This window comes from Novipirellula methanifontis (assembly GCF_052161655.1).
Classification (GTDB): Bacteria; Planctomycetota; Planctomycetia; order Pirellulales; family Pirellulaceae; genus Novipirellula.
This window is the reverse complement of the sequence record NZ_CP197418.1, coordinates 2,387,988-2,408,905: the sequence shown is the minus strand read 5'-3', so window position 1 is coordinate 2,408,905 and position 20,918 is coordinate 2,387,988. Positions and strand designations below refer to the sequence as shown.

Below are 20,918 nucleotides of genomic sequence, written 5' to 3'. Positions count from 1 at the left end.
TCATCTTCTTCCAATCACTCGCGCTTTCTTCAAACTTAGTTTGTGCTTTTTGGAGTGAAAAGTCATGCTTCCCTCGCTGCGACGTCGTATGTTGTCCGCCACACGCAAGAAAACTGGACGTCGCGATCAATTGACGTGGACCCTGGCTGCCTTAGAGCCGCGTGTGTTGCTTGCGGGCGACGCCGGAGTCGCAGTTGCAACATCAGTCGATTTCGTCGAAGTCGGAGCGCCACCCGAAAGTGAAGCGGCCGGACAGACGCTCGCCGCATCACACAACGTCGGAGCACATCAAGCGGCTCAATCCGTTTCGGCACACAGCATTGTGTTTATTGATTCGGAAGTTACCGACAGCGATGCATTCGCTAGCGCCGCGTCGCCCGGTGCCGAAGTAATACTGTTGTCCGTCAATCGAGATGCAATCTCGCAGATCACCGAAACGCTCGCGGCGCGGCACGATGTGTCGTCGATCCACATTGTCAGCCACGGTGCCGCCGGCAAACTCCAATTGTCGGGTGAAATTCTCGATGCGGCCGCGATCAATGCCCGCGCCGAACAGCTTGCGAAATGGTCTTTCTCGCTCGCTCCCAACGCCGATATCTTGCTGTATGGCTGTGAAGTCGGTGCAGGTAGCGGTGGCGAAGCGTTGATGCAGAGCATCGCAAAGCTGACCGGCGCCGACGTTGCTGCGTCGATCGACATGAGCGGTGCGAGAACGCAGGGAGCAAATTGGGCACTCGAAAAGACGATTGGTCAAATCGAATCAGGGCTAGCGTTCCAAGCCACCGTGCTTGCCCGATACAAACACACGTTGCCTGTGAATACGTCACTGATCAATCTCGGCAGTTTTTCCTCCAGCGATCCTATCAATCTAAACGGCGGTGCCTCGTTTACCGGTGACGGAAAACTGCAATTGACCTCTGCTGCGATGTACCAAGCCGGCTCCGGCTTCTTCGGGACTCCCGTCTCCCTCAGCGAAAACACTTCGTTTCAAACTAGCTTCTCGTTCGAAATGAATGAGGGTGCCGGCGCTGGTGGGGCTGACGGCATTGCGTTTGTCTTACAGAATTCCCCTCAAGGTGCTGATGCCGTTGGTGGCAACGCCGGTTGGTTGGGCTACGGAGGAATCGGACGCAGTATCGCGATCGAGTTGGATACGTGGAAAAACGGCTGGGACCAATTCAATGACGAAATCGCAGTGACATTCAATGGCGATTTCCGAACTCAAATCGCAGCGGCTCAGTCGCCCATCAACCTGAACTCGGGTTCGGTAGGGTACGCCTGGATCGACTATGACGGAGCAAGTAATACGCTGAGTGTTTTCGTCTCGGATTCAAATAGCAAACCCGCAGCGGCATCGCTTGTCACCAACGTCGACTTGCAAGCCCAGCTCGGCGAGCGTTTCTTTGCAGGGTTCACCGCAAGTAACTACAACTTGCCCAATGCACATAAAATCGATTCGTGGTCGATGGACATCCAGGATGACTACGGGATCGGTGGCGTAACGACCTACGCGGTTGCACAAAGCCAGATCTCGGTTGGCGAAGCGGCGGGGCAAACGCAGTTCCAAATCGTGCGAACGGGTGACATCTCTCAAGCCGGTTCCGTTCGCTACCAAAGTAGCAACCAAACCGCGACCGCCGGCAGCGACTATACCTCGGTCAGCGGCATTGCGAACTTCGCTGCGAACCAATCGGTCGTTCAAGTGCAGCTGTCGATTCTCGATGACGGTGACACCGAGTCGGCTGAATCGTTTACCGTGTCAATTAGTGACGCCGAAGGTGGCGTGCTGGGAACTCGCCAAACGACGACGGTGACCATCTATGACGACGAGCAAGCCGTTCCTAGTTTCGCCAATTTTTCCAATGGTGATCCGATCAATCTGAACGGCGGAGCCTCGATTACCGGCGGTGCCTTGCAAGTCACGTCGGAGGCTGGCTACCAAGCGGGATCCGCGTTTTACACCACTCCCATTAACGTCAGCGAAAACACTTCGTTTCAAACCAGTTTTGCTTTCCAGATTAACGGCGGTGCAGGGGCGGGCGGTGCCGATGGCTTTGCCCTCGTTCTGCAGAATTCGCCCCGTGGCAGCGATGCAGTGGGAGGAAACGCTGGCTGGCTCGGTTACGGTGGTATCGCTCGTAGCGTGGCGATTGAATTCGACACGTGGCGAAACGGCTGGGACCAATTTAACGACGAGCTAGCGGTCACCGTCAACGGCGATTTCCAAAACCAACTTGCTGCCGCCCAGTCCCCGATTAACTTGAACTCGGGTGCCGTCAACTACGCTTGGGTTGACTACAACGGGGCGACCAATGAATTGACGGTCTACGTGTCCGACACGAACCAGCGGCCCTTGTCACCAAGCCTGACGACCAACATCAATTTACCCGGGATCGTGGGCAGCCAATTGTATGCAGGCTTCTCGGCGAGCAACTACAACCTGCCCAATGCGCACCGAATTCTGTCTTGGTCAATGGAAGTTGACGAGAAGACACCGACGCCTCCACCCCCTCCGTCGCCCACATTTGCACTGGAGAACAGCCAAGTCAGTGTTAGTGAAACTTCGGGCCAAGCGGTATTGCGAGTTCGTCGTACCGGTGATCTGTCACAAGCGGCGACGGTTCAGTACCAAACACAAAATCAATCTGCGATTGCAGGCAGCGACTATACCAGCAAGAGCGGAACGTTGTCGTTTGCGATCAATCAATCCGTTGCGGAAATCGCGATTACGATTCTCGACGATTTGGATGCCGAGCAGCTCGAATCCTTTACCGTTTCGCTATCCAATCCCAATGGTGCGGTGCTTGGCAGTCCCCAATCTGCCGTTGTAAATATCCTGGATAACGAACAATCGCTTCCCAGTTTTGCCAGCTTTGACGCTGGCAGCCCGATCAGCCGCAACGGCAGTGCGTCGGTTACCGGCGGACGACTTCAAGTCACCTCGGCGGCTCCCTATCAAGCGGGCTCGGCGTTTTACAACGATGCGATTGCACTAAACAGCGACACCTCGTTCCAGTCCAACTTTTCCTTCGCCATCAACGGCGGTGCCGGTGCGGGCGGGGCTGATGGATTTGCCTTCGTTCTGCAAAATTCGCCCCAGGCAACGGGAGCACTCGGCGGTAACGCCGGATGGCTCGGTTACGGTGGAATCGGAAGAAGCGTCGCGATCGAATTCGATACGTGGAAGAACACGTGGGATTTATTCAACGACGAAGTCTCAGTGAATTTGAATGGTGATTTCCAAAATTCAATCGGAGCCGCGGCCTCGCCGATCAATCTAAACTCGGGTGCGATTGGTCACGCTTGGGTTGATTACGACGGCATCACCAACACGCTGCGTGTTTATCTATCTGAAACCAACCAGAAACCGACCAATCCAACTCTGGTTCGAAGTATTGACCTCGCCGCCGTATTGGGAGGCCAGTTCTATGCGGGATTCACCGCAAGTAACTACAACCTGCCCAACGCACACCAGATTGTGTCGTGGTCGATGAACCTCGATCAACCCGCCGATCCAAATAACAGTGGTCCTGCGACGTTTGGGTTGCAATCGTCACAGATCACCGTGAATGAATCGGCTAACGAAGCGATCGTCGGGGTGGTTCGCACAGGAAATGCATCCGCTGCGGCGTCGATCAACTACCAAACGTTTGATGGGACGAACGTTCAAGCCGCGGTTGCCGGTGTCGACTACACTCGCACAACGGGCGTCCTGCAATTTGCTGCCGGCCAACGTTATGCCGAAGTTCGCATCCCGATCCTTAATGACGATTTGGAAGAGGGACTCGAGTCGTTTGTCTTGACGATCGACAATCCGGTCAACGCGGAACTTGGCGTACCTCGAACGGCAACGATTTCGATCTTGGATGATGAGCAACAACTGCCTTCGTACGTCGACTTCAATGCTCCGGATCTGATCAATCTGAACGGAGGTGCATCGTTCAGCGGCGGCTTCTTGCAATTAACGTCCGATGCTCCGATTCAAACCGGCACCGCGTTCTACTCGACGCCGATCGAAGTCACCGCGAGCTCGTCATTTCAAACCAGTTTCAGTTTCCAAATGGACGCTGGATTTGGTGCTGGGGGTGCGGATGGTATCGCATTTGTTATGCAAAATTCCGTCGCAGGTTCGGATGCCATCGGACTTGGTTCGTATGGACTCGGCTACGGCGGACTGGCTAACAGCGTCGCGATTGAACTGGATACTTGGAAAAATGGATTCGATCGATACAACGACGAAATTGCAATCGTCGTTAATGGAAATATTCAAGGACCGCTTGCGCAAGCCCCGTCACCGATCAATCTAAATTACGGAGGTCTCTACTACGCGTGGATTGACTACAACGGAAACAGCGACGTTCTCGCCGTCTACATTTCCGACACTCCGGATAAGCCTGGCTTGGCAAACGTCAAGGCGACGGTCCAGCTTGACCAAGTGATCGGAAACCAGATGTTCGTCGGCTTTACTGCCGCAGACTACGACCGTCCCAACCGCCATCGGATTGGATCATGGTGGATGAATTCCCAAACTCCGGTCGCCGATCCCGCAGTGCTTCCCGTGGGTGAAATCCAAACCTCGATCGTGCATAGCGGATTGACTCAGCCCACCGCGATCGATTGGTCTGCCGACGGACGGAATTTGTATGTTTCCGAGAAAGCGGGAGTCGTCAAAGTGTTCCGAGATGGACAATTGGTGAACTCACCGATCATTGATATCTCCGCGATCGTCAACAACTTTTCGGATCGTGGATTACTCGATGTCGCTGTACATCCCGACTTGGATAACAATCCGTACATGTATTTGCTTTATACCTACGATCCACCGGAGGTCTGGAATCATGTCGGTAACGGCTATGCAGGTCCTGACGAAACCGGAAATCGTGCGGGCCGATTGATGCGAATCACGCTCGACGAGGCGACCAATTTCACGACCATGGTTGCGGGATCCGAAACGATTCTGCTAGGCAACGCGAGCACGTGGGACAACTTCAACGCGTTCACCACTAGCATCGTGAACTTTGCCGAGCCCCCAGCCGGCCAAAACCCCGACGGCTCTTATATTCGAGACTTCATTAACAGCGATAGCACAACGCATACGATCGCGTCACTTGAGTTCGCGATTGATGGATCTTTGTTTGTTTCGATCGGTGACGGAGCCAGTTACAACCAGATGGATCCGCGAGCCGTGCGTGTACAAGACATCGATAGTTTGTCGGGAAAGATTTTGCGTATTGATCCGATCACCGGCAAAGGCTTGTCGGACAATCCCTTTTTCAATGGTGACGCTGACGCCAATCGCTCGAAAGTGTATCAACTCGGGTTACGGAACCCGTTCCGCATCGCGGTCGATGACGTGACCGGCCGACTCTTTATTGGTGATGTGGGTTGGACCGCTTGGGAAGAAATCAACACGGGCGATCCTGGTGCCAACTTTGGTTGGCCCTATTACGAAGGTGGCCAAGGCTACAACATCGTCACGCCAGGTGGTTATCTTGGACTTCCTTCGGGACAAGAATTCTTGGCAAATGGTGGTCAGGCTACTCCGTCGATCATTTCGTTGAGCCATGCCGGCGACGGCATCAACGCGATCGTGATGGGCGATGTTATTCGCGGCGGCAATCTGGGATTGCTGTACGAAGGCGACATCATCTTCAATGACCTAGGCCAAGGTATCGTGCGACGCGCTTCGGTGAACGCCGACGGGCAAGTGACGGAGATATCGGCCTTTACCACCGGAGCTCAGTACGTCGTCGACATGCGGCAGGGCGTTGATGGCGAAATGTACTTCGTCGACCTACTGGACGGCCAGATCGGCCGCTGGGAAGTGGTTTAGAGTCGGGCTTCACTGCACTAAACGGGTGTCGTTTGTAGCGGTGCGGCGCAAGCCGCCCGGTCTAATTCGAACGATTTACTCGCCGCAACCGGACGGCTTGCGCCGTGCCGCTACCATAGTAGATACCACTGGGCGCTAGCTGCGGGGAGCGTCAATATTGTAGGAAACTTGCCCGCGGCTAGCGCCATCGGCTCAGATCATTATGTAAAATGACCGACGTTTCACCGGCATACGCTGAACGACTTGCTTAGAACCGGCGATTGACGGCAAATTCAGCAATGGCTTTTAGCGATGCCTTCGCCGGAGAATCCTCTAATACATCGAGCGCCGCGATCGCTTTGCGTTGGTACTGCAAAGCGGTTTCTCGGGTGTACTCGCAAGCATCGCTCTGGTCCAACCAAGGCATAATCGTCTCCGTTCGACGACGACTTGGTTCTGCCAGTAATCTCAAAATCTGAGTTCGCCTCGCTTCATCGGCGGTCTGCAAAAGCCGAATGATTGGCAATGTCATTTTGCCCTGCTGAAGATCCGTCCCAAGCGTTTTGCCAACTCGCTCGTCACTGCCCCACAGATCGAGATAATCGTCGGCGATTTGGAACGCGATACCAAGCGAGTCTCCGTACTCGGCAAGCGATGCGGTGACTTCGGGACTGCCATCAGCGAAATGGGATCCCAATTGGCAGGCGACTCGGCAAAGTTCGGCGGTCTTGCCCTGAATCATTTCGATGTACGTCGGCTCGTCGATATCCAAGACATCTCGCTTCAAAACTTGACGCATTTCGCCTTCGCACACTAAACGCGATGCTTCGCCGATCCAGCGGCATGCTTCGGTCGATGGCAATGTCGCTGCTAAACGGAAACTTTGGGCGAAAAGATAGTCGCCCAACAAGATGCTAGTATGGTTGTTCCACTTGGCATTGACCGTGGGCACATGTCGGCGGGTATCCGCATCGTCGAGCACGTCATCGTGGATCAGCGTGGCGGTATGCACCATTTCGATTACGACGCCCAACACCACGTGGTCTTCACGCACCGATCCGACGGCCGAGGCCGCCAGCAATAGCATCGCCGGACGCAGCCTTTTTCCACCTAGCTGCGTGCCGTGCCGCAGCACGGGAACGAGCGACTCGTAAGGCGACTGGAGCTCTTGATGGAACCGCTTCTCGACGCGAAGGAGGTGCGACGCGATCGGGCCGTACAGCTCGGCGATTTGGTCGGCCAAAACACGCGAAGTCGCGGTTCCGTTGGATTCGCTAGGGCGAGATTCGCTGTGATTTTCCGTCGTCAATTGAGCAGCGTGAAAGGTTGAGGTCGAATCCATTTCGGCGAAACCGTTATGTGAAACAGGATGGACGAGCCAATGCGGCATACCACATTCCAATGGAACCGCAATAAAGCACGCGAAGCAACCGACAATCCCCCCGCTAGTCTGCTAGAAAGTTAACGAATTCTAGCCTCGACGTTAATTCCAGGCATAGCTTGGCAACTAAAGCCCGTTTTGGCGATAGGGCTTAACGCTCTCGAGCCGAAGGGACTCTCGCTGATATCGCTCGTCTGAGCCGCCGAATTTACGCTGATTCGGGGACTAAATCGACCTGTCGACGCTTCAGAGCATTGGAAAAACGGTGCAAATCCGTTGCGGTCCCGCCACTGCAACCGGTAGTGAACCCCGTACAATATCGCCTAAGTCCCATTGCCGTTTGCATCGACGCGTTTTCAGCAACCTTTGGCCGTTTTCGACAATTTGCCTACCATGAAACTGATCACTACGACGCTGCTGTTGTTGCTATGCATTCCCACCATCGTTGTTGCCGACGCCCCCTCCACCGACGTCGTTGACCGCTCGACCCTGACCGGCAAAGTCATGTGCGGCTATCAGGGGTGGTTCAACTGTGAAGGCGATGGTGCAAAGCTCGGATGGACGCATTGGGCGAGAAACCAGCGAGAGCTGCCGGCTCCCGGAAACGTCACCGTCGACCTATGGCCGGATATGACTGAGTACGATGCGGACGAGCGATATGCGACCGGGTTTCGGCACGCCGATGGCAGCACGGCTGAGGTCTTTAGCAGCACGAATCGAAAGACGGTACTGCGGCACTTTGATTGGATGCAGCAGTACGGAATCGACGGCGTCTTTTTGCAACGGTTCGCTTCAGGACTGAAAAGCCGATCACAACGTGAGCACAAGGATCGCGTCCTCGACCATGTCCGCGAAGGAGCCCAACGCTCGGGCCGCGCCTACGCAGTCATGTATGATCTGTCGGGACTCCGCGCGGACGATACGAAGTTGGTTCAACAAGATTGGCTCGAGATGCAATCGAACGAACATGTCACGGATGATGAAGCTTATCTCCATCACGAAGGTAAACCAGTCGTCTCGATTTGGGGAATCGGATTCAACGACAATCGACAATACACTTTGGATTATTGTCATCAATTGATCCGATGGTTCAAGGGCCAAGGATGCACGGTCATGATCGGAGTGCCATCGTTCTGGCGAACGCTTGAGCGAGACGCTGTTGACGACGCACGACTGCTCGAAATCATTCAGCTTGCAGACATCGTCAGCCCATGGAGTGTAGGCCGCTACCAATCGCCAACCCAAGCGACACGTCACGCAGGAAACGTCTGGGCAAAAGACCAGGAGTGGTGCCGACAACACGACCAGGATTTCTTGCCCGTTGTCTTTCCCGGTTTCAGTTGGCACAACCTCAAAGGCGATCCATTGGCATCGATCCCACGACGCAAAGGCGAGTTCCTTTGGAGCCAAATCGTCGCAGCAAAACGAATGAGTTGTGAGATGATTTACGTCGCCATGTTTGACGAAGTCGATGAAGGAACTGCGATCTTTAAATGCACCGATCAACCGCCGGTCGGCAACGACGTTCAGTTCCTGGGTAACGAAGGTTTGCCAAGCGACTACTATTTGCGGCTCGTCGGCGAGGCGGGCAAATTGCTGAGAAACGAGATACCCATTTCCGCCCCCCTGCCACAACCGAATTAGTCGCCATAGTCGCCTTTTGCTCCGCAAAAGTAGCGAGTGAATTTCCGCCGTTTGGCGACGGCAGCTACGTCGAAATCCGACAGTTGTTTTTCGCTCGTCTCCGCAAAAGTAGCGTGCCTCAGCGCAGGACAGGGGATGAAGTGAAGCAATTGCGGCGTTTGCAGCGGACCATGGCTACATTCCTACAAGGGCTTCTATATCGACGCCGAGACGTTCTTGGCAAACTCTCGTGCCCTCCAAACCAAACGTGTTACGAGTACAATCGGGCACCACTCTAACCCGTTTTTCAATAGACGAAGCGTTTTCGATCCTCAATCTTTTAATCCATCCATGACCACGATCTATCACAACCCTCGGTGTACCAAATCTCGTCAAGCGGTCGAGTTGCTTGAATCGCGTGGGGTCGAATTTGACGTCGTGAAATACTTGGAGAATCCACCCAGCGAGAAAGAGCTCGGGCAAATCGTCAAGATGCTTGGGATCAAACCTGAACAATTAGTTCGCAAGAAAGAAAAGCTGTTTGGCGAACTGCAGCTCGCGGACAAAACGTTGTCGGACAAGGAGTGGCTTGCCACCTTGGCGGAGCACCCAAAACTGATCGAACGTCCAATCGTCGTGCATGGTAAGAAAGCGGCCATCGGTCGTCCTACCGAGAGGATCGCCGAACTGCTTGACGAGTAAGCGACCAACTTGCTGGGTGAGAAAGCGTTACACTGGACGAACCCCACCCTCACAAAGGAACCTGCCTCGATGAGACCGATCCAATCAAAGCGATTCGCTGCATCGCTAATTCTTTGCACCATGCTGACTAGCACATTCGCCATTGCACAACAGCCAATCACGCTGGATGACGTTGAAGAAGGCTTGCCAGTGATCTCGGCGAGCGAACCGATCTTGAAAGAGTTTTCCGCGACAAGAGCGGCGCAATACTTGGATCGCTCCGCACTGAATTGGCAGAAGACAAAAAAGTGTGCCACCTGCCATACCAACCTGTTCTACTTGGCAGCACGCCCCGCACTGAAGTCGATTTTGCCGGACTCGGGCGAAGTCCGCAGTTTTTACGAAGACTATCGCCGGGTGCGTTGGCAGAAGCGGATGCCTTCGCAAGGCCAAGGCTTTTGGACGATCGTTGTCGCTACAGGTCTAACTTTGAATGACTTGCAAACCACTGGCAAACTGAGCGATGTCGCGCGAGAAACGCTCGACATTATGTGGACGACGCAACGAACTGATGGTGGATGGAATTGGCCCGACTGCGATTACGCGCCGCTGGAGATTGACGATCACTATGGCGTCACCCTCGCTGCGTTGACCGTCGGCATCGCCCCGGATGGCTACTCCGACTCTCCGCAAGCTCGCGAGGGACTGGAAAAGCTTCGCCAGTATTTTGTCGACAATCCGCCAAAATCACTGCATCATCGCGCCATGCTTGCGTGGTGTTCGATTCGAGTCGACGGCATCGTCAGCGAAGCGGATCGCAACGAAACGCTCGCGGAACTTCTTGCCCTGCAACTTGATGACGGCGGATGGTCAACAGCGGGTCTTCTCACCGACTGGAAAGACCTTGTCCGGTCCGACGACCGACCGCTGCAGACTAAGACCAGTGACGGTTATGGAACGGGACTCGTGATCGTCATCGCACGGGAACTCGGACTGCCGGCGGACGACGTGCGGCTGCAGCGCGGTATCGCGTGGTTGCAAGGGAATCAGCGTGAAAACGGCATGTGGTTTACAGCCTCTCCCGTCAATGAGTGCAGCAACCTTATCTCCAATGCCGGCAGCGCCTTTGCGATCCTCGCCCTGCAAGCCTGCGGCAAATTGCCGGGCGGGACGCTGTCCAAGGCTCGGTCCACGCAGTAGGGGGCTGGAAGCCAAGCCCACTGCTGAGAGCCAATTTCTATCAAATGGGGGAGTTTTTTGACGAAATGAACCCGCTATTGCAAATGATTCTCAATAACGCATTGACGATGGGGCAATTTGATGCAGAATAGTGAGGCAATGGGCAACCGACGAAGCCCGGCAGTTCCATCACTTGAGAGCCAAATGCCCTGTAACGAACAAATTCTCGGCGTCGTTAATTCGTCCGACGGACATCGCGTGCTATTGGTGCTTCGCGAGCGACACGCCAAGCCGTTTGAGCTGAGGACGGAGACGTTCTCGTCGAATGTCGGCTGGTTTACTCAACAATCGCTGGAATTAACGCGATCGGAATTTAGCGGGATTAAGAATGTTTTGGGGCTGCCACTGGCCCGAGTTTGCAGCCAAACACTGCAAGACATCCACCCCACCGACCGCGAAGAGAGCGGTCAGTCAATCCTATCTTTTGCCGCCGCAACAAAAACGGCGTAATTGCTTCACCGTAGTAGCGGAAGCCGTCAACGGCTCGTTGATTTAATCAAAGTGCAAATCGCAATGGTGAGCCGTGGGCCGTAATGCACCGGGTAATAAGCGGGACCCGGCCGCTCACGCGTCGCGGCTCACGAAATCAACAAGTCGTCAAGACTATCGTCGCTGCTTCAACGAAAACGCGAGGCGTTTAGCCTGACTTGCGAGCCGACAATTCAGCTTCGGCGGTCGAACTTTCGCGAAGCAATTTGGAGTACTCGTCGACCCCTTCTTGCTCTTGCAGCAGGATGTCTTCGAGGAAGACGACCAGCGAGCGAGTACCTTCGGCCAATTCGAGGGCTTTTTCGTACATCTCAACTGCCTTGGACTCGAACGCCAGTGCGTTTTCGAGCATTTCTCGCAGATCACGGGTTTGTTTGATCTCGTTCCGCTGGGCAACAGGCACACCACCGAGCGCGACGATCTTGTTTCCGATCAGCTTGGCGTGATTGAACGACTCTTCGGCGTCCCCTTCAAACTTTGCAGCGTAAACCTCACGCCAAGGTCCTTCGATGATGAAGGAGGCTTGCGAATACTGGGCGACGCCCGTCCATTCGTGTTTGAGGATTTCGTTGAGCTGGGTGATGACGGCATCGTTAGACATGATCGATTTCCTAGTGAGGAGAGTTTCTTAATGGATAGGGAACATGCAAAACGTGTTCCACAGTGAGTTGTGTGTTGGGGAATCGCACCCACAGGCGAATCCGTTGCGTAGGGTGCCTCTATTTGGACTCTATCGGCGCGACGTGCGGGTGACAAGCGTGAATCCAGCTGTTGCGAAACGAATCGCAAAGAAGCCGTCAAAACCCCATTCGCCAGTTATTGAGAGTCGTTATCAATCGACTAAAAACGCCAGCAAGTTTCAGTAGGAGAACGTTCTTCTCGAATCCGGAATAGCCCAACGCTGGATTGGGAAACAATCCTATTGGTTTGTCTTGCCGGCTTCGGGTGAACCCGAGTGCAGTTGCCAGTCGCGGTCCATTGCTTCGGATTTTGGCAACTCGGGTTGGGGAAGGTTGCCGGGGCCGGGCATGTCGCTTTCGGGAAGCGATGAGACAATCATCGCTTGATCAAGTGGATCCAGACCAAGTGCGATTTGCATCTGCGCCAACGCAGCAAACCAATTGCGCTGAGCCTCGACTAATTTGATCTCGGTTTCATTCGCTTTGGTTTCTAACAGGTTTAAATAGATCAGGTCGATCTTGCCCTTTTCAAATGCGAATCGATAACGATCGAGAGTTTCAAGAGCAGCGTAAAGCGAGACTTCACTTTGCTTGACAATCTGTGACGACTGCTGCAATGCGTTGTGCGCGATCTGTAACTCGTTGGCAATCTTGTCTTGAGTCAATCGCAATTTTTCGTTGATCTGGATGATTTTTCCATTGGTCTGCTGGATCTTGCCACGGGCCTTACGGCGTTGGATCGGAACCTCGCTGGTAAAACCAATCACCAATTCAAATTCACCCTTGTCATCGGACTTCGTCGCGGGTTCCCCCATATCCTGGGACGCTTCGCTGATAAAATCAAATCGCGGTAGCAATTCGTTGTGAGCTAATTGGCGATCGAGTTGGACGTGTCGCATTTCAAACTGCAAAAGCTGTGGTTCGGGACGACGGCTCAGTGCTGCGGCCAAATCGGTTTGTAGATCGCTAGTGGGCGGCGGCTGAATGATTGGAAATTGCTTGGGCAACCAAGCGTCGCTGGGGACCATCGGTTGACCACCAGCATCGCGAAGGTACAGGCCAAGCTTGAACGAGGTCGCACGAAATTTCTGCTCCGTCTCCAATACTTTTGCCTTGCGTTCGGCAATCAGTTGTTGATTCAAAATTAAGTCGATTTCGGCAAACTTGCCGGCTTGCACGCCCACGTCGAATTGCTCGCCGCGCTGCTGAGCCAGAGCGAGCATTTCGCGTTGAGCTTCCAGAATGCTGCCCATCGCGACCCATTCCCAATAGACCGCAGCGGCATCACGCGAGATGTTTAGAATCGTTTGCTGGATGATCGGACCTGCGGCCTGCTGAGCTAGCGCGGCCTGGAACACGGCAACACGCTCGGGATCAATCGCACGACCTTGCAACAAAGGCTGCGAATACGCAACTTTGAATTCGCCTGCGTCATCGGTTTGACGTTCTTTGTACCAAGGTTGGTAATACCCCCGGCCAATGCGATATCCGGCCGCAGCATAACCACCCCACCATGTTTGCCGGGCGACACCGAGTCCGTTGCGATAGTTCTGATAGAACCCGGTTGGCTCGGAAATCGAGTGAGCATTGAACTTGGTGTCATACGCGCCGTAGGCGGACAAGGCTTGGCCGTTTGCGATGCTCGGTTCTTGTCGAGCTCGCTGAATGTCAGGGTACGATCGGTACAGACTGGCAAAGACGTCCGCCAGCGTTAACGCCGTTTCGGCGGTTTCAGGATCCAGCGGAGTTTCACTAGCCGAACCGTATGCGGATGAAACCTCGGCATCGCCTTGATCCTGGTCAATGACGTTTTTCTCGATGTCGTCTTCCACCAACATCAAAAACTGAGTGAATGAGTTTTCAGGGGCGAGCTGGACGACCTGAGCCCCTGCGTTGCTTGTCAGTGTGAGCAGCACGAGAAGTACGCTTGCTAGAAACCGCGTCCAGCCGTCGCTCGGCAAGACGCCGCGTTGCATGCGAGCCAGAAAGAATCGCCTCGCCGCTGCAAAACGAACAATCGTTAAAGTTTGGGCAGTTTGACTTTCCTGCCTTTGTCCGTCGACGGGATCGGTTCGTCGTTTGCAACAACGGGTGGAAAACCGTTCAATTGACGCCATATCTCGTAGCCGAGTGGAACTTGTTTCAGCAGCACCCAACCATTGGCGCGCACACCTTGCCGTAAGTATCGGTCGTCCGGCCATCCATTCTCCCGCGTAAAGTGGTTATCAGGCGTCACAACCACACGAAAATTCCCCATTCCGTCATCCGTTGGCAAAACCCGGTTGATTTTGCCGCCAAACGTGCCGACGGCGACCGAAGGCCAACCGACGAACTGGACCGCGGGCCAGCCCTTAAATTGCAGTCGCACGCGGTCGCCCTCTTTCAACAGCGGCATGTCGTTACCGCTAACTTTCATCTCAACGGCCAACTCATCGGTATCAGGAACGATCACAAATAATTGATCGCCTTCCTTGATCGTGTCGCTGCCGGTTAGGCCGTACCATTGCTGGATAAAGCCGCTACGCGGGGCCGTCACCTCCAAGCGATCCAGCTCACCCCGTTTGTTTCTCAAGTCGAGTATTTCCTTTTCGATCACATTGATCTTTTGCATCTGCTCCAGCACTTTTTGGCTGGCAGTTCGATTCTTGATATCGATCTCTTGCAGTTTCGCTTCAATTTCTTCTTCTTTAGAGAGCAATATTGCCGACTGTTCGTGAACAGCATTCTCGGCCTTATTGAGTTTGGCAAGTTGAGACTCGACTGCCTGCCGTTTCGAGAACAACTCTTCTTTGGAAACCAAGCCGCGAACCGCAACTTCTTCGGCGATTCTTAATTGGTTGCGTTTGTCAGAGAGTTCCGCCTGAATCGACGTGACTTCGTCTTTGGCTTGTTCCCATTTCTGCTTCGCCGCTTGATAGTCTTGCTTCAACGATTGAGCCAAGTTTTTACCGCTGCTCTCTTGCAACACCGCAGCCTGTTTGGCGACTTCGAGACTTGATATCGCAGACGCCTCTTTCGATTCGGTCGCGATGATTTGCGTGTCAATCTGGGAAACTCCCTCGGCAGCAAACGGGGTGAGCCGCAGCAGCAATTCGCCCTTTTGGACGTAGCTTCCTTCTCGCAATCCCTCTTTCACGTAACTGACCACACCCTTGGATGGACTCAGCACATGTTGCGGTCGTTCTTGCGGATCAAGTGCGACGACGGTTCCGATGCCGGGCGCGGTCTGCCGCCAGGGCACAAAAAACATCGCAAGAATGGCGATCACCAATGCGAAAAATGTAATGCGCCCGCACCGCCGGATGAAGTTCCCGGTTCGCACCATATGCATGGTCGAGAAGTCTTCTTGATTTGCGAATTCGTTAAACATGAGAGAGGCTGCGGTAATGGCGATAAAACGTGGATCAAAAATAGCGAAGCTTACGCCCCTTTGCGAACGGCGATTTGTATCTCGCAAAGTTCCGCGACATCCTGGCGATTAGTCGTGACCACAAGAGTCCACGGAGCATCTTCGGCGGCAAGTATCTGCCAAACCGTCCGACGATCTTCGCTCGCCAAGTCGTCGAGTAAACCGTCCACAACCAGCAATTTGGGTTTCATCAAAATCGCTCGTGCCAGCACAAGTTGCCGTGATTGAATGTCACTTAGAGGATACCCGTGGGTTTGCAGTCGCGATTGCAGACCGTCGGGCATCTGCAGTACCAAGTCCAGCAAACCTACATTGTTCAGTGCTTCGCGAAGACGATGCGCTGTCATTCCACTGCGAGCCAAATCCAGGTTCTCGCGTAGCGATCCATGAAACAGATCGTTCGCTCCGGCGTAGCCCAAGAACCGTCCCTCGCCCGTTGCTGCTGCATGCACAGGGTCATGTCCGGCGACTTGAGCGGTTCCTTCGACAGGGCTAGTCAGTCCGGCCAGTGTACGCGCCAACAAAGTACGACCGTTAACGTCGTCACCGACGATCGCAACGCGGCTGCCCGCGTCGATGGTGGCTGCAGGCACCTTCGATTTTGACACGCCCCCGTCCAAGATAAGATCGCTCCACTGAATCTCCGCGGGTCCATGGGGCAAGACGGCTGGCTCTTGCTTGGCATCCACCGGTAAGTCGATCAGGTGGCCTACTTTGTCAATGCCAGCCATCAAGTCGTAAAATTTCTCGATCGACTTGCCTGCTTTGGCGAAAGCCCCCACCACGACCGTCACGACCAATTCGCTGGCGACAAGTTGGCCAAGCGTTAATTGACCATCAATCACCAACCATCCACCCAATGCGAGTAGGACGGTCGATGCAATGACTTGTAGTGAGATCGCAAATACGACTTGCCGAATCACCACGCGGAATTGAAGCTGCCGTGCGGCGATGTACTGGGCCGTTAATTGGTTCGCCCGCTGCACCGCCAACGTTTCGCCTCCGCCAAGCTTAAAAACCGAGGGCGATGCGATCACATCTTGCAACCAATGCGCCACGCGGTACTTCGTGATCGACTCGTCAATCGAAGTGTGGATCCCGCCACGCCCGAGCAACCAAGTGATCGAAATCATCGAGATTATCAGCACGATGTCAAAACCGAGCAAAAACGGATGGTAGAAGGCCAGCAAAAACAACCCAAGCACGGTCGTCAACACAATCGTCACCCCGTCCAACAACAATACAGCGGTTGCTTTTTGAATGGTCATGATGTCGAAGACTCGATTGGCGAGTTCACGTGGAAACTCGCCGACCAACGACGCCTGATTGGCTCGCGGAAAACGGTGTGCCAGATCACTGACGATGCGAACGAACTGGCGCCGCTGGATCAATTCGACTCCGATGGCTTGGAGTACTTTCAGCACTCCGGCGATTCCCAAACACGTCAACAGCATCAACCCCAACACAATCAGAGGTTGTACGTAGGTTCCCCAACTGACCACATTCACCAACGATTCAACGGCCAGCGGTGTCGCCAAGGCTAAGATTCCTGCGACGAACGCGAACAAGATGACCGTGAAGATGTCGCGTCGATCGAGGTGTAGCAAACCTAGAAAGCGGTGGAGCGGCGTGGGATGATCGTTGGCATGCGAATCAAGCATCAGGTAATCCCTCGTGGCACGAGCTGACGAAATCGAATCACACGGCAATTCTTTTCGACACGCGAAGCAACGTGGCGGAGGATCGGACCGCAGCCATTTGCGAAGCTGTGACTTCGAATAGGTCTGAGGCTTTGTAGAGAGCGGCGTCTCTGGCAGGTCGCTGATCTGACTGCCATGAAGACGTCGCCCCGCAATCGTCTCTAGAACATCATATCGCCCATCGCTGTGCACAATCAGAATCGGGTAGCGTTCCCGCACGAAGCCGAACAGTTCTTCGACCGTCGAAAATTTTGTTTCACTTAATATCAGCTCCGCATGTTTAGCACTCACCAATAGAGGCGACAGCGGATCGTCTTGCTGAGGATCAACGTTCTCGCCGCATGATTGCATGTCAGAGCGCTGGATCGGCACCCCGATTGCTAAGCCAATGCGTGTAAGAACTTTGAATAAAGTCTCTTCGCTTGGCACAACCGATTGAGGCTTAACAGAATCAGGCACAATGAGACTCGAATCGGGTTCAGGCAGAAAAATAGGGGGGGCGAAAGAGTCAACCGCAAAGACGAAGCCAGGCTTCAACGTGTAAAAGCCAATTAACGCGTTCCCAATGGTATATTGGTTACACGAAGTTTAATACACGACAAATATGTCGTCAATTGATATTCGCCTTTTGCTTGCTAAGATCTTTAGATAATGCCGCCAAAACATCGCAAATTGCGATAAATCGGGGCTGAATGGCGAAAGATATTTCATGAATTTACTTTCGTCTATCTGGCGATATACTTGACGCAGACGAATCCCATCACTTTCCGCTCCGGCAGCGAATTTTCGAAATGAGCAAGACGGCCAAGCCATCCCGCCCCTCATCCGCAACCCGCGAGACCAGTCGCTGGACCTTCCTGACTAATCACGCTCACGTGCTGATTGTGCTGCACAGCAATCCCGACATGGTGCTACGCGAGGTCGCACTGCAAGTCGGCATCACCGAGCGCGGGGTTCAGCGGATTGTTCAAGACCTTGAAGACGAGGGATTCATTCGCCGCGAGAAAGTGGGCCGCAAGAATCACTATCAGGTGTTGACCAAGGAATCGCTCCGGCATCCGCTCGAAGCCCATCGCACGATCGGTGATCTGCTGAAGCTGATCACCGGTTAGGTCCACCGAAACTCATACGCGAGATTCGCGGGCACTAAGGCGAGCGGCATGAATAAATTTACCTGAGTTGTTTACGAATTCTCAGGAGTGGAATCCATGGATGGTGTCGCGGACGGTTTACTTATTGAAGCTGCACGGGAACTAAGCCTAGGCTACATTAAGCCCAATGAGTTGTGCGGAGGTGTGTGGTATCCCCGTGGGTTGGATTGCACTTGCTCGTAACGTTTAATAGGGACGTCGATTCGATTGCTGACGGATACGGCTCCGTCAATATTATCCCGAGGGGATGTTCACTTCCCCATGCCACTAAAACCATCAGCAATATTTTCGACGTCAACATACGCGGAGCGCGAAATGCTTGCTACAAACGTGATCATTGAAAACCCACCGATGGAAATCGGGCCAACCGTAAAGTCTCTGAGAGACGAAAAACACTAGGGGATAAAACAGCGGCCTATTCCGACTAAGCCGCACGACCTCACGCTCTAATCCTTGCTGCCGATACAACCGTGTGGCACTGAGACTCCCCACTTCTGGCGAGCGAGTCCTGCGGCGGTCTATCGAAGTGGACGTGTCGATTGAGCCGCCTCCCGACGCGAAGCGGCTCGCCTTGAACATGGGTTTGGGATCAGGCTCGTACCTCGCTGACCTCAAACCCTAAGAAGTTGGGCGGCCGGTTGCGTCAGTTGCCGAAGCGACAAACGATCATGTGTTCCGAGTCACTGTGGACATATTCAGCCTTCCAGTAGTGTGGATCGTCAACGTCACGAAACACCACGGAGTCGGGAACCGCGTCCTTGGCAGGCACGCGAAACGGACATCGAAGCGCAACCGCCACAGTCTTCGCGGACGGCCAACCGCGCCAAGTCTCCACCACGACGTTGCCAGCCGACAGCTCGGCATCGAGCAAACGCCGCAACTCCGCGTTTAGCTCGTCGATGTCTTCGGGAAACAATTGCGACATGATTGATCTAGGTCGCCCAACGGAAGGTTCTTACGACACCGCCCTAAACGAAGCGAGCGATGCTTGAACTACGAGAAATTGTACCAATGCCAGCGAGCGTTGCCAAACAACGAAGGTGTGCCGAAGGCCGAGCGTAAAAAACATGTTGTACGCCGCTACGACAACACGCTTCCCAGGCCAAACGCCCTGACAAGACTTGGGGCATCATCGCGAGCAATTGATCCAGACGACTGATCGGTTCCCTCTGTAAGTTGATATTCGATTCGATCATTAACGCGATTGATAATGAGTTCACGATTCCGAAGGTCAATCATACGAAACGACACGCCATGGGGTATTGCTCTGGCCGCAGTCGAAATGCTCAACACAGAATCAACAAACGGCTTCTTAACCTTGCGATACATTCCACCGGTCCATTCCGTTAGTAGCTGTACGCGCAATTGAGGCTCTGGATTGCGTCCCCAGTCGAGCACGGGAATCTTTGGGTGTTTGAACGCAGCATAGTAAAACTCGTCACCTGATTGCCCATTGCGAAATTCGCAGTTGTATGCGGGAAGAATCCACGTTGTAACGGCCGCAAGTCCTGGGGACTGTGTGGTGAACTGCCGTGGCGTCGGCGGAGGAACGCAGACGGCATTGTCGAAGCCACCAACCTGACTATCAATCAACGATATCGCACCGTCGTTTCGCGGGGCATACCCAGCACGAAGCACGCAATCCACTAATGGACCAACAAATTCAAGTGTGAACCCAGATCTCGCATTTATTAAATAGGCTTGTTGATCATTAATAGGGACGAAGACGCGGTCGTCGGTAAACGCAGGTACTTCGAGACGAAAGTGGTATGCCTCGAAAGGCAGATCAACGAGGGCAGCATCCGGCTGGATTTCAAGTAATGCCTCTTGGAGTGACATAGAGAGCGGATCGCCAGTGCGTACAACGGAAGGTTTTTACGACACCGCCCTAAACGAAGCGAACGACGTCTGAACTACGAGAGATTCTACCAAAGCTATGGCCCGTTGCCAAAGAGCCAAGGTGTGCCCGAAGGCCTAGCGTAAAAACCATGTTGTGCGGCGCTACCGGTTAGCCCAATAGTCTGGTGACCGCGATCCGTGTGCTACCGCGATCACTACAACATCAGACGCGACAATGCGATAGATGATCCGAAATGGAAAACGCCGGAGCAGGAAATACCGGTGACGTTGGTCACACATCGGAAAGCGTTCGGGACCTGCAGCGATCTGAGAAATTGCCCGATCCAGTTCAGCGTCGAAGTCGTTTGCCGCTTCGAGGCTCCGTTCCGCATACCACTTGAGGGATTCCGTGTAATCGACCTCAGCTGCCGAACAAAAGATGACGTTAGCCATCTAGCCCAGCCTCACGGCGAGCACGTTCGCGGACTTCAGCCCAAGGGGTACCGGTCATTTCGCCAGCGTCGTAGGCATCGCTGCGGCGATTAGCCTCTGTGATCCACTGGGAATCGGGCGGAACCCAGTCGACAGGCGACACACTGTCCCAAAGAGTCGCAATCAACTGCGCGCGTTCGGAAGCAGGCAAAGATTGGGCAGCAGTCAAGATCTCGTTAATAGTAGTCATTCTCGAATTATACCAGATCGACCGCACAACGTAGTTATGTACGACTCGGTGTCGTACTTTATGGGGGTGAGGCTCCACACTGGAGGCTCGCTTTTGGTTTTCCTGATTTTAAACAAATTTCTGCTGGCGAGGTACAGATCGTTGCTGCAAATTCTTTCGGTTTGTGGAATGGGTTTTGGTTCTCCGTTGACTTCTGTGCGCAATCGCAGCCAGCTTGTTTGTGGTAACGACT

General features: G+C 54.0%; 15 protein-coding genes. 6 read left to right on the top strand and 9 right to left on the bottom strand.

The window, feature by feature from the left end; all coding sequences use genetic code 11:
* Positions 1 to 64 precede the first annotated feature (64 nt).
* Positions 65 to 5,833 (top strand): Calx-beta domain-containing protein, encoded by a 5,769-nt coding sequence (locus SH528x_RS08440; protein ID WP_442510082.1) that lies wholly within the window; start codon positions 65 to 67, stop codon positions 5,831 to 5,833.
* Positions 5,834 to 6,080: 247 nt separating this feature from the next.
* Here SH528x_RS08440 and SH528x_RS08435 read toward each other — a convergent pair whose 3' ends face one another.
* Positions 6,081 to 7,202: a polyprenyl synthetase family protein gene (locus SH528x_RS08435; protein ID WP_442510081.1), complete on the bottom strand. Its 1,122-nt coding sequence runs from the start codon at positions 7,200 to 7,202 to the stop codon at positions 6,081 to 6,083.
* A 384-nt stretch (positions 7,203 to 7,586) separates the two neighbouring features.
* On the opposite strand from SH528x_RS08435, the gene SH528x_RS08430 reads away from it, so the two are divergent.
* From SH528x_RS08430 to SH528x_RS08415, 4 genes are all read left to right on the top strand, one after another.
* A complete protein-coding gene (locus tag SH528x_RS08430; protein WP_442510080.1) occupies positions 7,587 to 8,837 on the top strand; it encodes a glycoside hydrolase family 71/99-like protein in 1,251 nt (416 codons plus the stop codon).
* Positions 8,838 to 9,167: 330 nt separating this feature from the next.
* A complete protein-coding gene (gene arsC / locus SH528x_RS08425; protein ID WP_442510079.1) occupies positions 9,168 to 9,518 on the top strand; it encodes an arsenate reductase (glutaredoxin) in 351 nt (116 codons plus the stop codon).
* 69 nt (positions 9,519 to 9,587) lie between these two features.
* Entirely contained in the window at positions 9,588 to 10,697 is a 1,110-nt protein-coding gene (locus tag SH528x_RS08420; protein WP_442510078.1) for a squalene--hopene cyclase, read from the top strand.
* 183 nt (positions 10,698 to 10,880) lie between these two features.
* Positions 10,881 to 11,186, top strand: coding sequence for a hypothetical protein (locus tag SH528x_RS08415; protein ID WP_442510077.1), 306 nt, complete (start codon positions 10,881 to 10,883; stop codon positions 11,184 to 11,186).
* Between the two features lie 187 nt (positions 11,187 to 11,373).
* Here the strand turns inward: SH528x_RS08415 and SH528x_RS08410 are convergent, their stop codons facing one another.
* From SH528x_RS08410 to SH528x_RS08395, 4 genes are all read right to left on the bottom strand, one after another.
* Positions 11,374 to 11,826 carry a ferritin-like domain-containing protein gene (locus SH528x_RS08410; protein ID WP_442510076.1) on the bottom strand — a complete coding sequence of 151 codons (453 nt, stop codon included), beginning with the start codon at positions 11,824 to 11,826 and terminating at the stop codon, positions 11,374 to 11,376.
* A 318-nt stretch (positions 11,827 to 12,144) separates the two neighbouring features.
* Positions 12,145 to 13,881 (bottom strand): TolC family protein, encoded by a 1,737-nt coding sequence (locus SH528x_RS08405; protein ID WP_442510075.1) that lies wholly within the window; start codon positions 13,879 to 13,881, stop codon positions 12,145 to 12,147.
* Between the two features lie 44 nt (positions 13,882 to 13,925).
* Positions 13,926 to 15,275: an HlyD family secretion protein gene (locus SH528x_RS08400; RefSeq protein WP_442510074.1), complete on the bottom strand. Its 1,350-nt coding sequence runs from the start codon at positions 15,273 to 15,275 to the stop codon at positions 13,926 to 13,928.
* Positions 15,276 to 15,325: 50 nt separating this feature from the next.
* A complete protein-coding gene (locus SH528x_RS08395) occupies positions 15,326 to 17,473 on the bottom strand; it encodes an ATP-binding cassette domain-containing protein (protein ID WP_442510073.1) in 2,148 nt (715 codons plus the stop codon).
* 332 nt (positions 17,474 to 17,805) lie between these two features.
* On the opposite strand from SH528x_RS08395, the gene SH528x_RS08390 reads away from it, so the two are divergent.
* Positions 17,806 to 18,126 (top strand): helix-turn-helix transcriptional regulator, encoded by a 321-nt coding sequence (locus tag SH528x_RS08390; protein ID WP_442510072.1) that lies wholly within the window; start codon positions 17,806 to 17,808, stop codon positions 18,124 to 18,126.
* A 682-nt stretch (positions 18,127 to 18,808) separates the two neighbouring features.
* Here the strand turns inward: SH528x_RS08390 and SH528x_RS08385 are convergent.
* The 4 genes from SH528x_RS08385 to SH528x_RS08370 form a co-directional block, all read right to left on the bottom strand.
* Positions 18,809 to 19,090, bottom strand: a complete 282-nt coding sequence (locus tag SH528x_RS08385) for a hypothetical protein (protein WP_442510071.1) — start codon at positions 19,088 to 19,090, stop codon at positions 18,809 to 18,811.
* A gap of 155 nt (positions 19,091 to 19,245) precedes the next feature.
* A complete protein-coding gene (locus SH528x_RS08380; RefSeq protein WP_442510070.1) occupies positions 19,246 to 20,004 on the bottom strand; it encodes a hypothetical protein in 759 nt (252 codons plus the stop codon).
* Between the two features lie 162 nt (positions 20,005 to 20,166).
* Positions 20,167 to 20,457: a type II toxin-antitoxin system RelE/ParE family toxin gene (locus SH528x_RS08375; protein ID WP_442510069.1), complete on the bottom strand. Its 291-nt coding sequence runs from the start codon at positions 20,455 to 20,457 to the stop codon at positions 20,167 to 20,169.
* Positions 20,450 to 20,686 (bottom strand): addiction module protein, encoded by a 237-nt coding sequence (locus tag SH528x_RS08370; protein ID WP_442510068.1) that lies wholly within the window; start codon positions 20,684 to 20,686, stop codon positions 20,450 to 20,452. The genes SH528x_RS08375 and SH528x_RS08370 overlap by 8 nt, the downstream gene beginning before the upstream one ends.
* Positions 20,687 to 20,918: the final 232 nt, after the last annotated feature.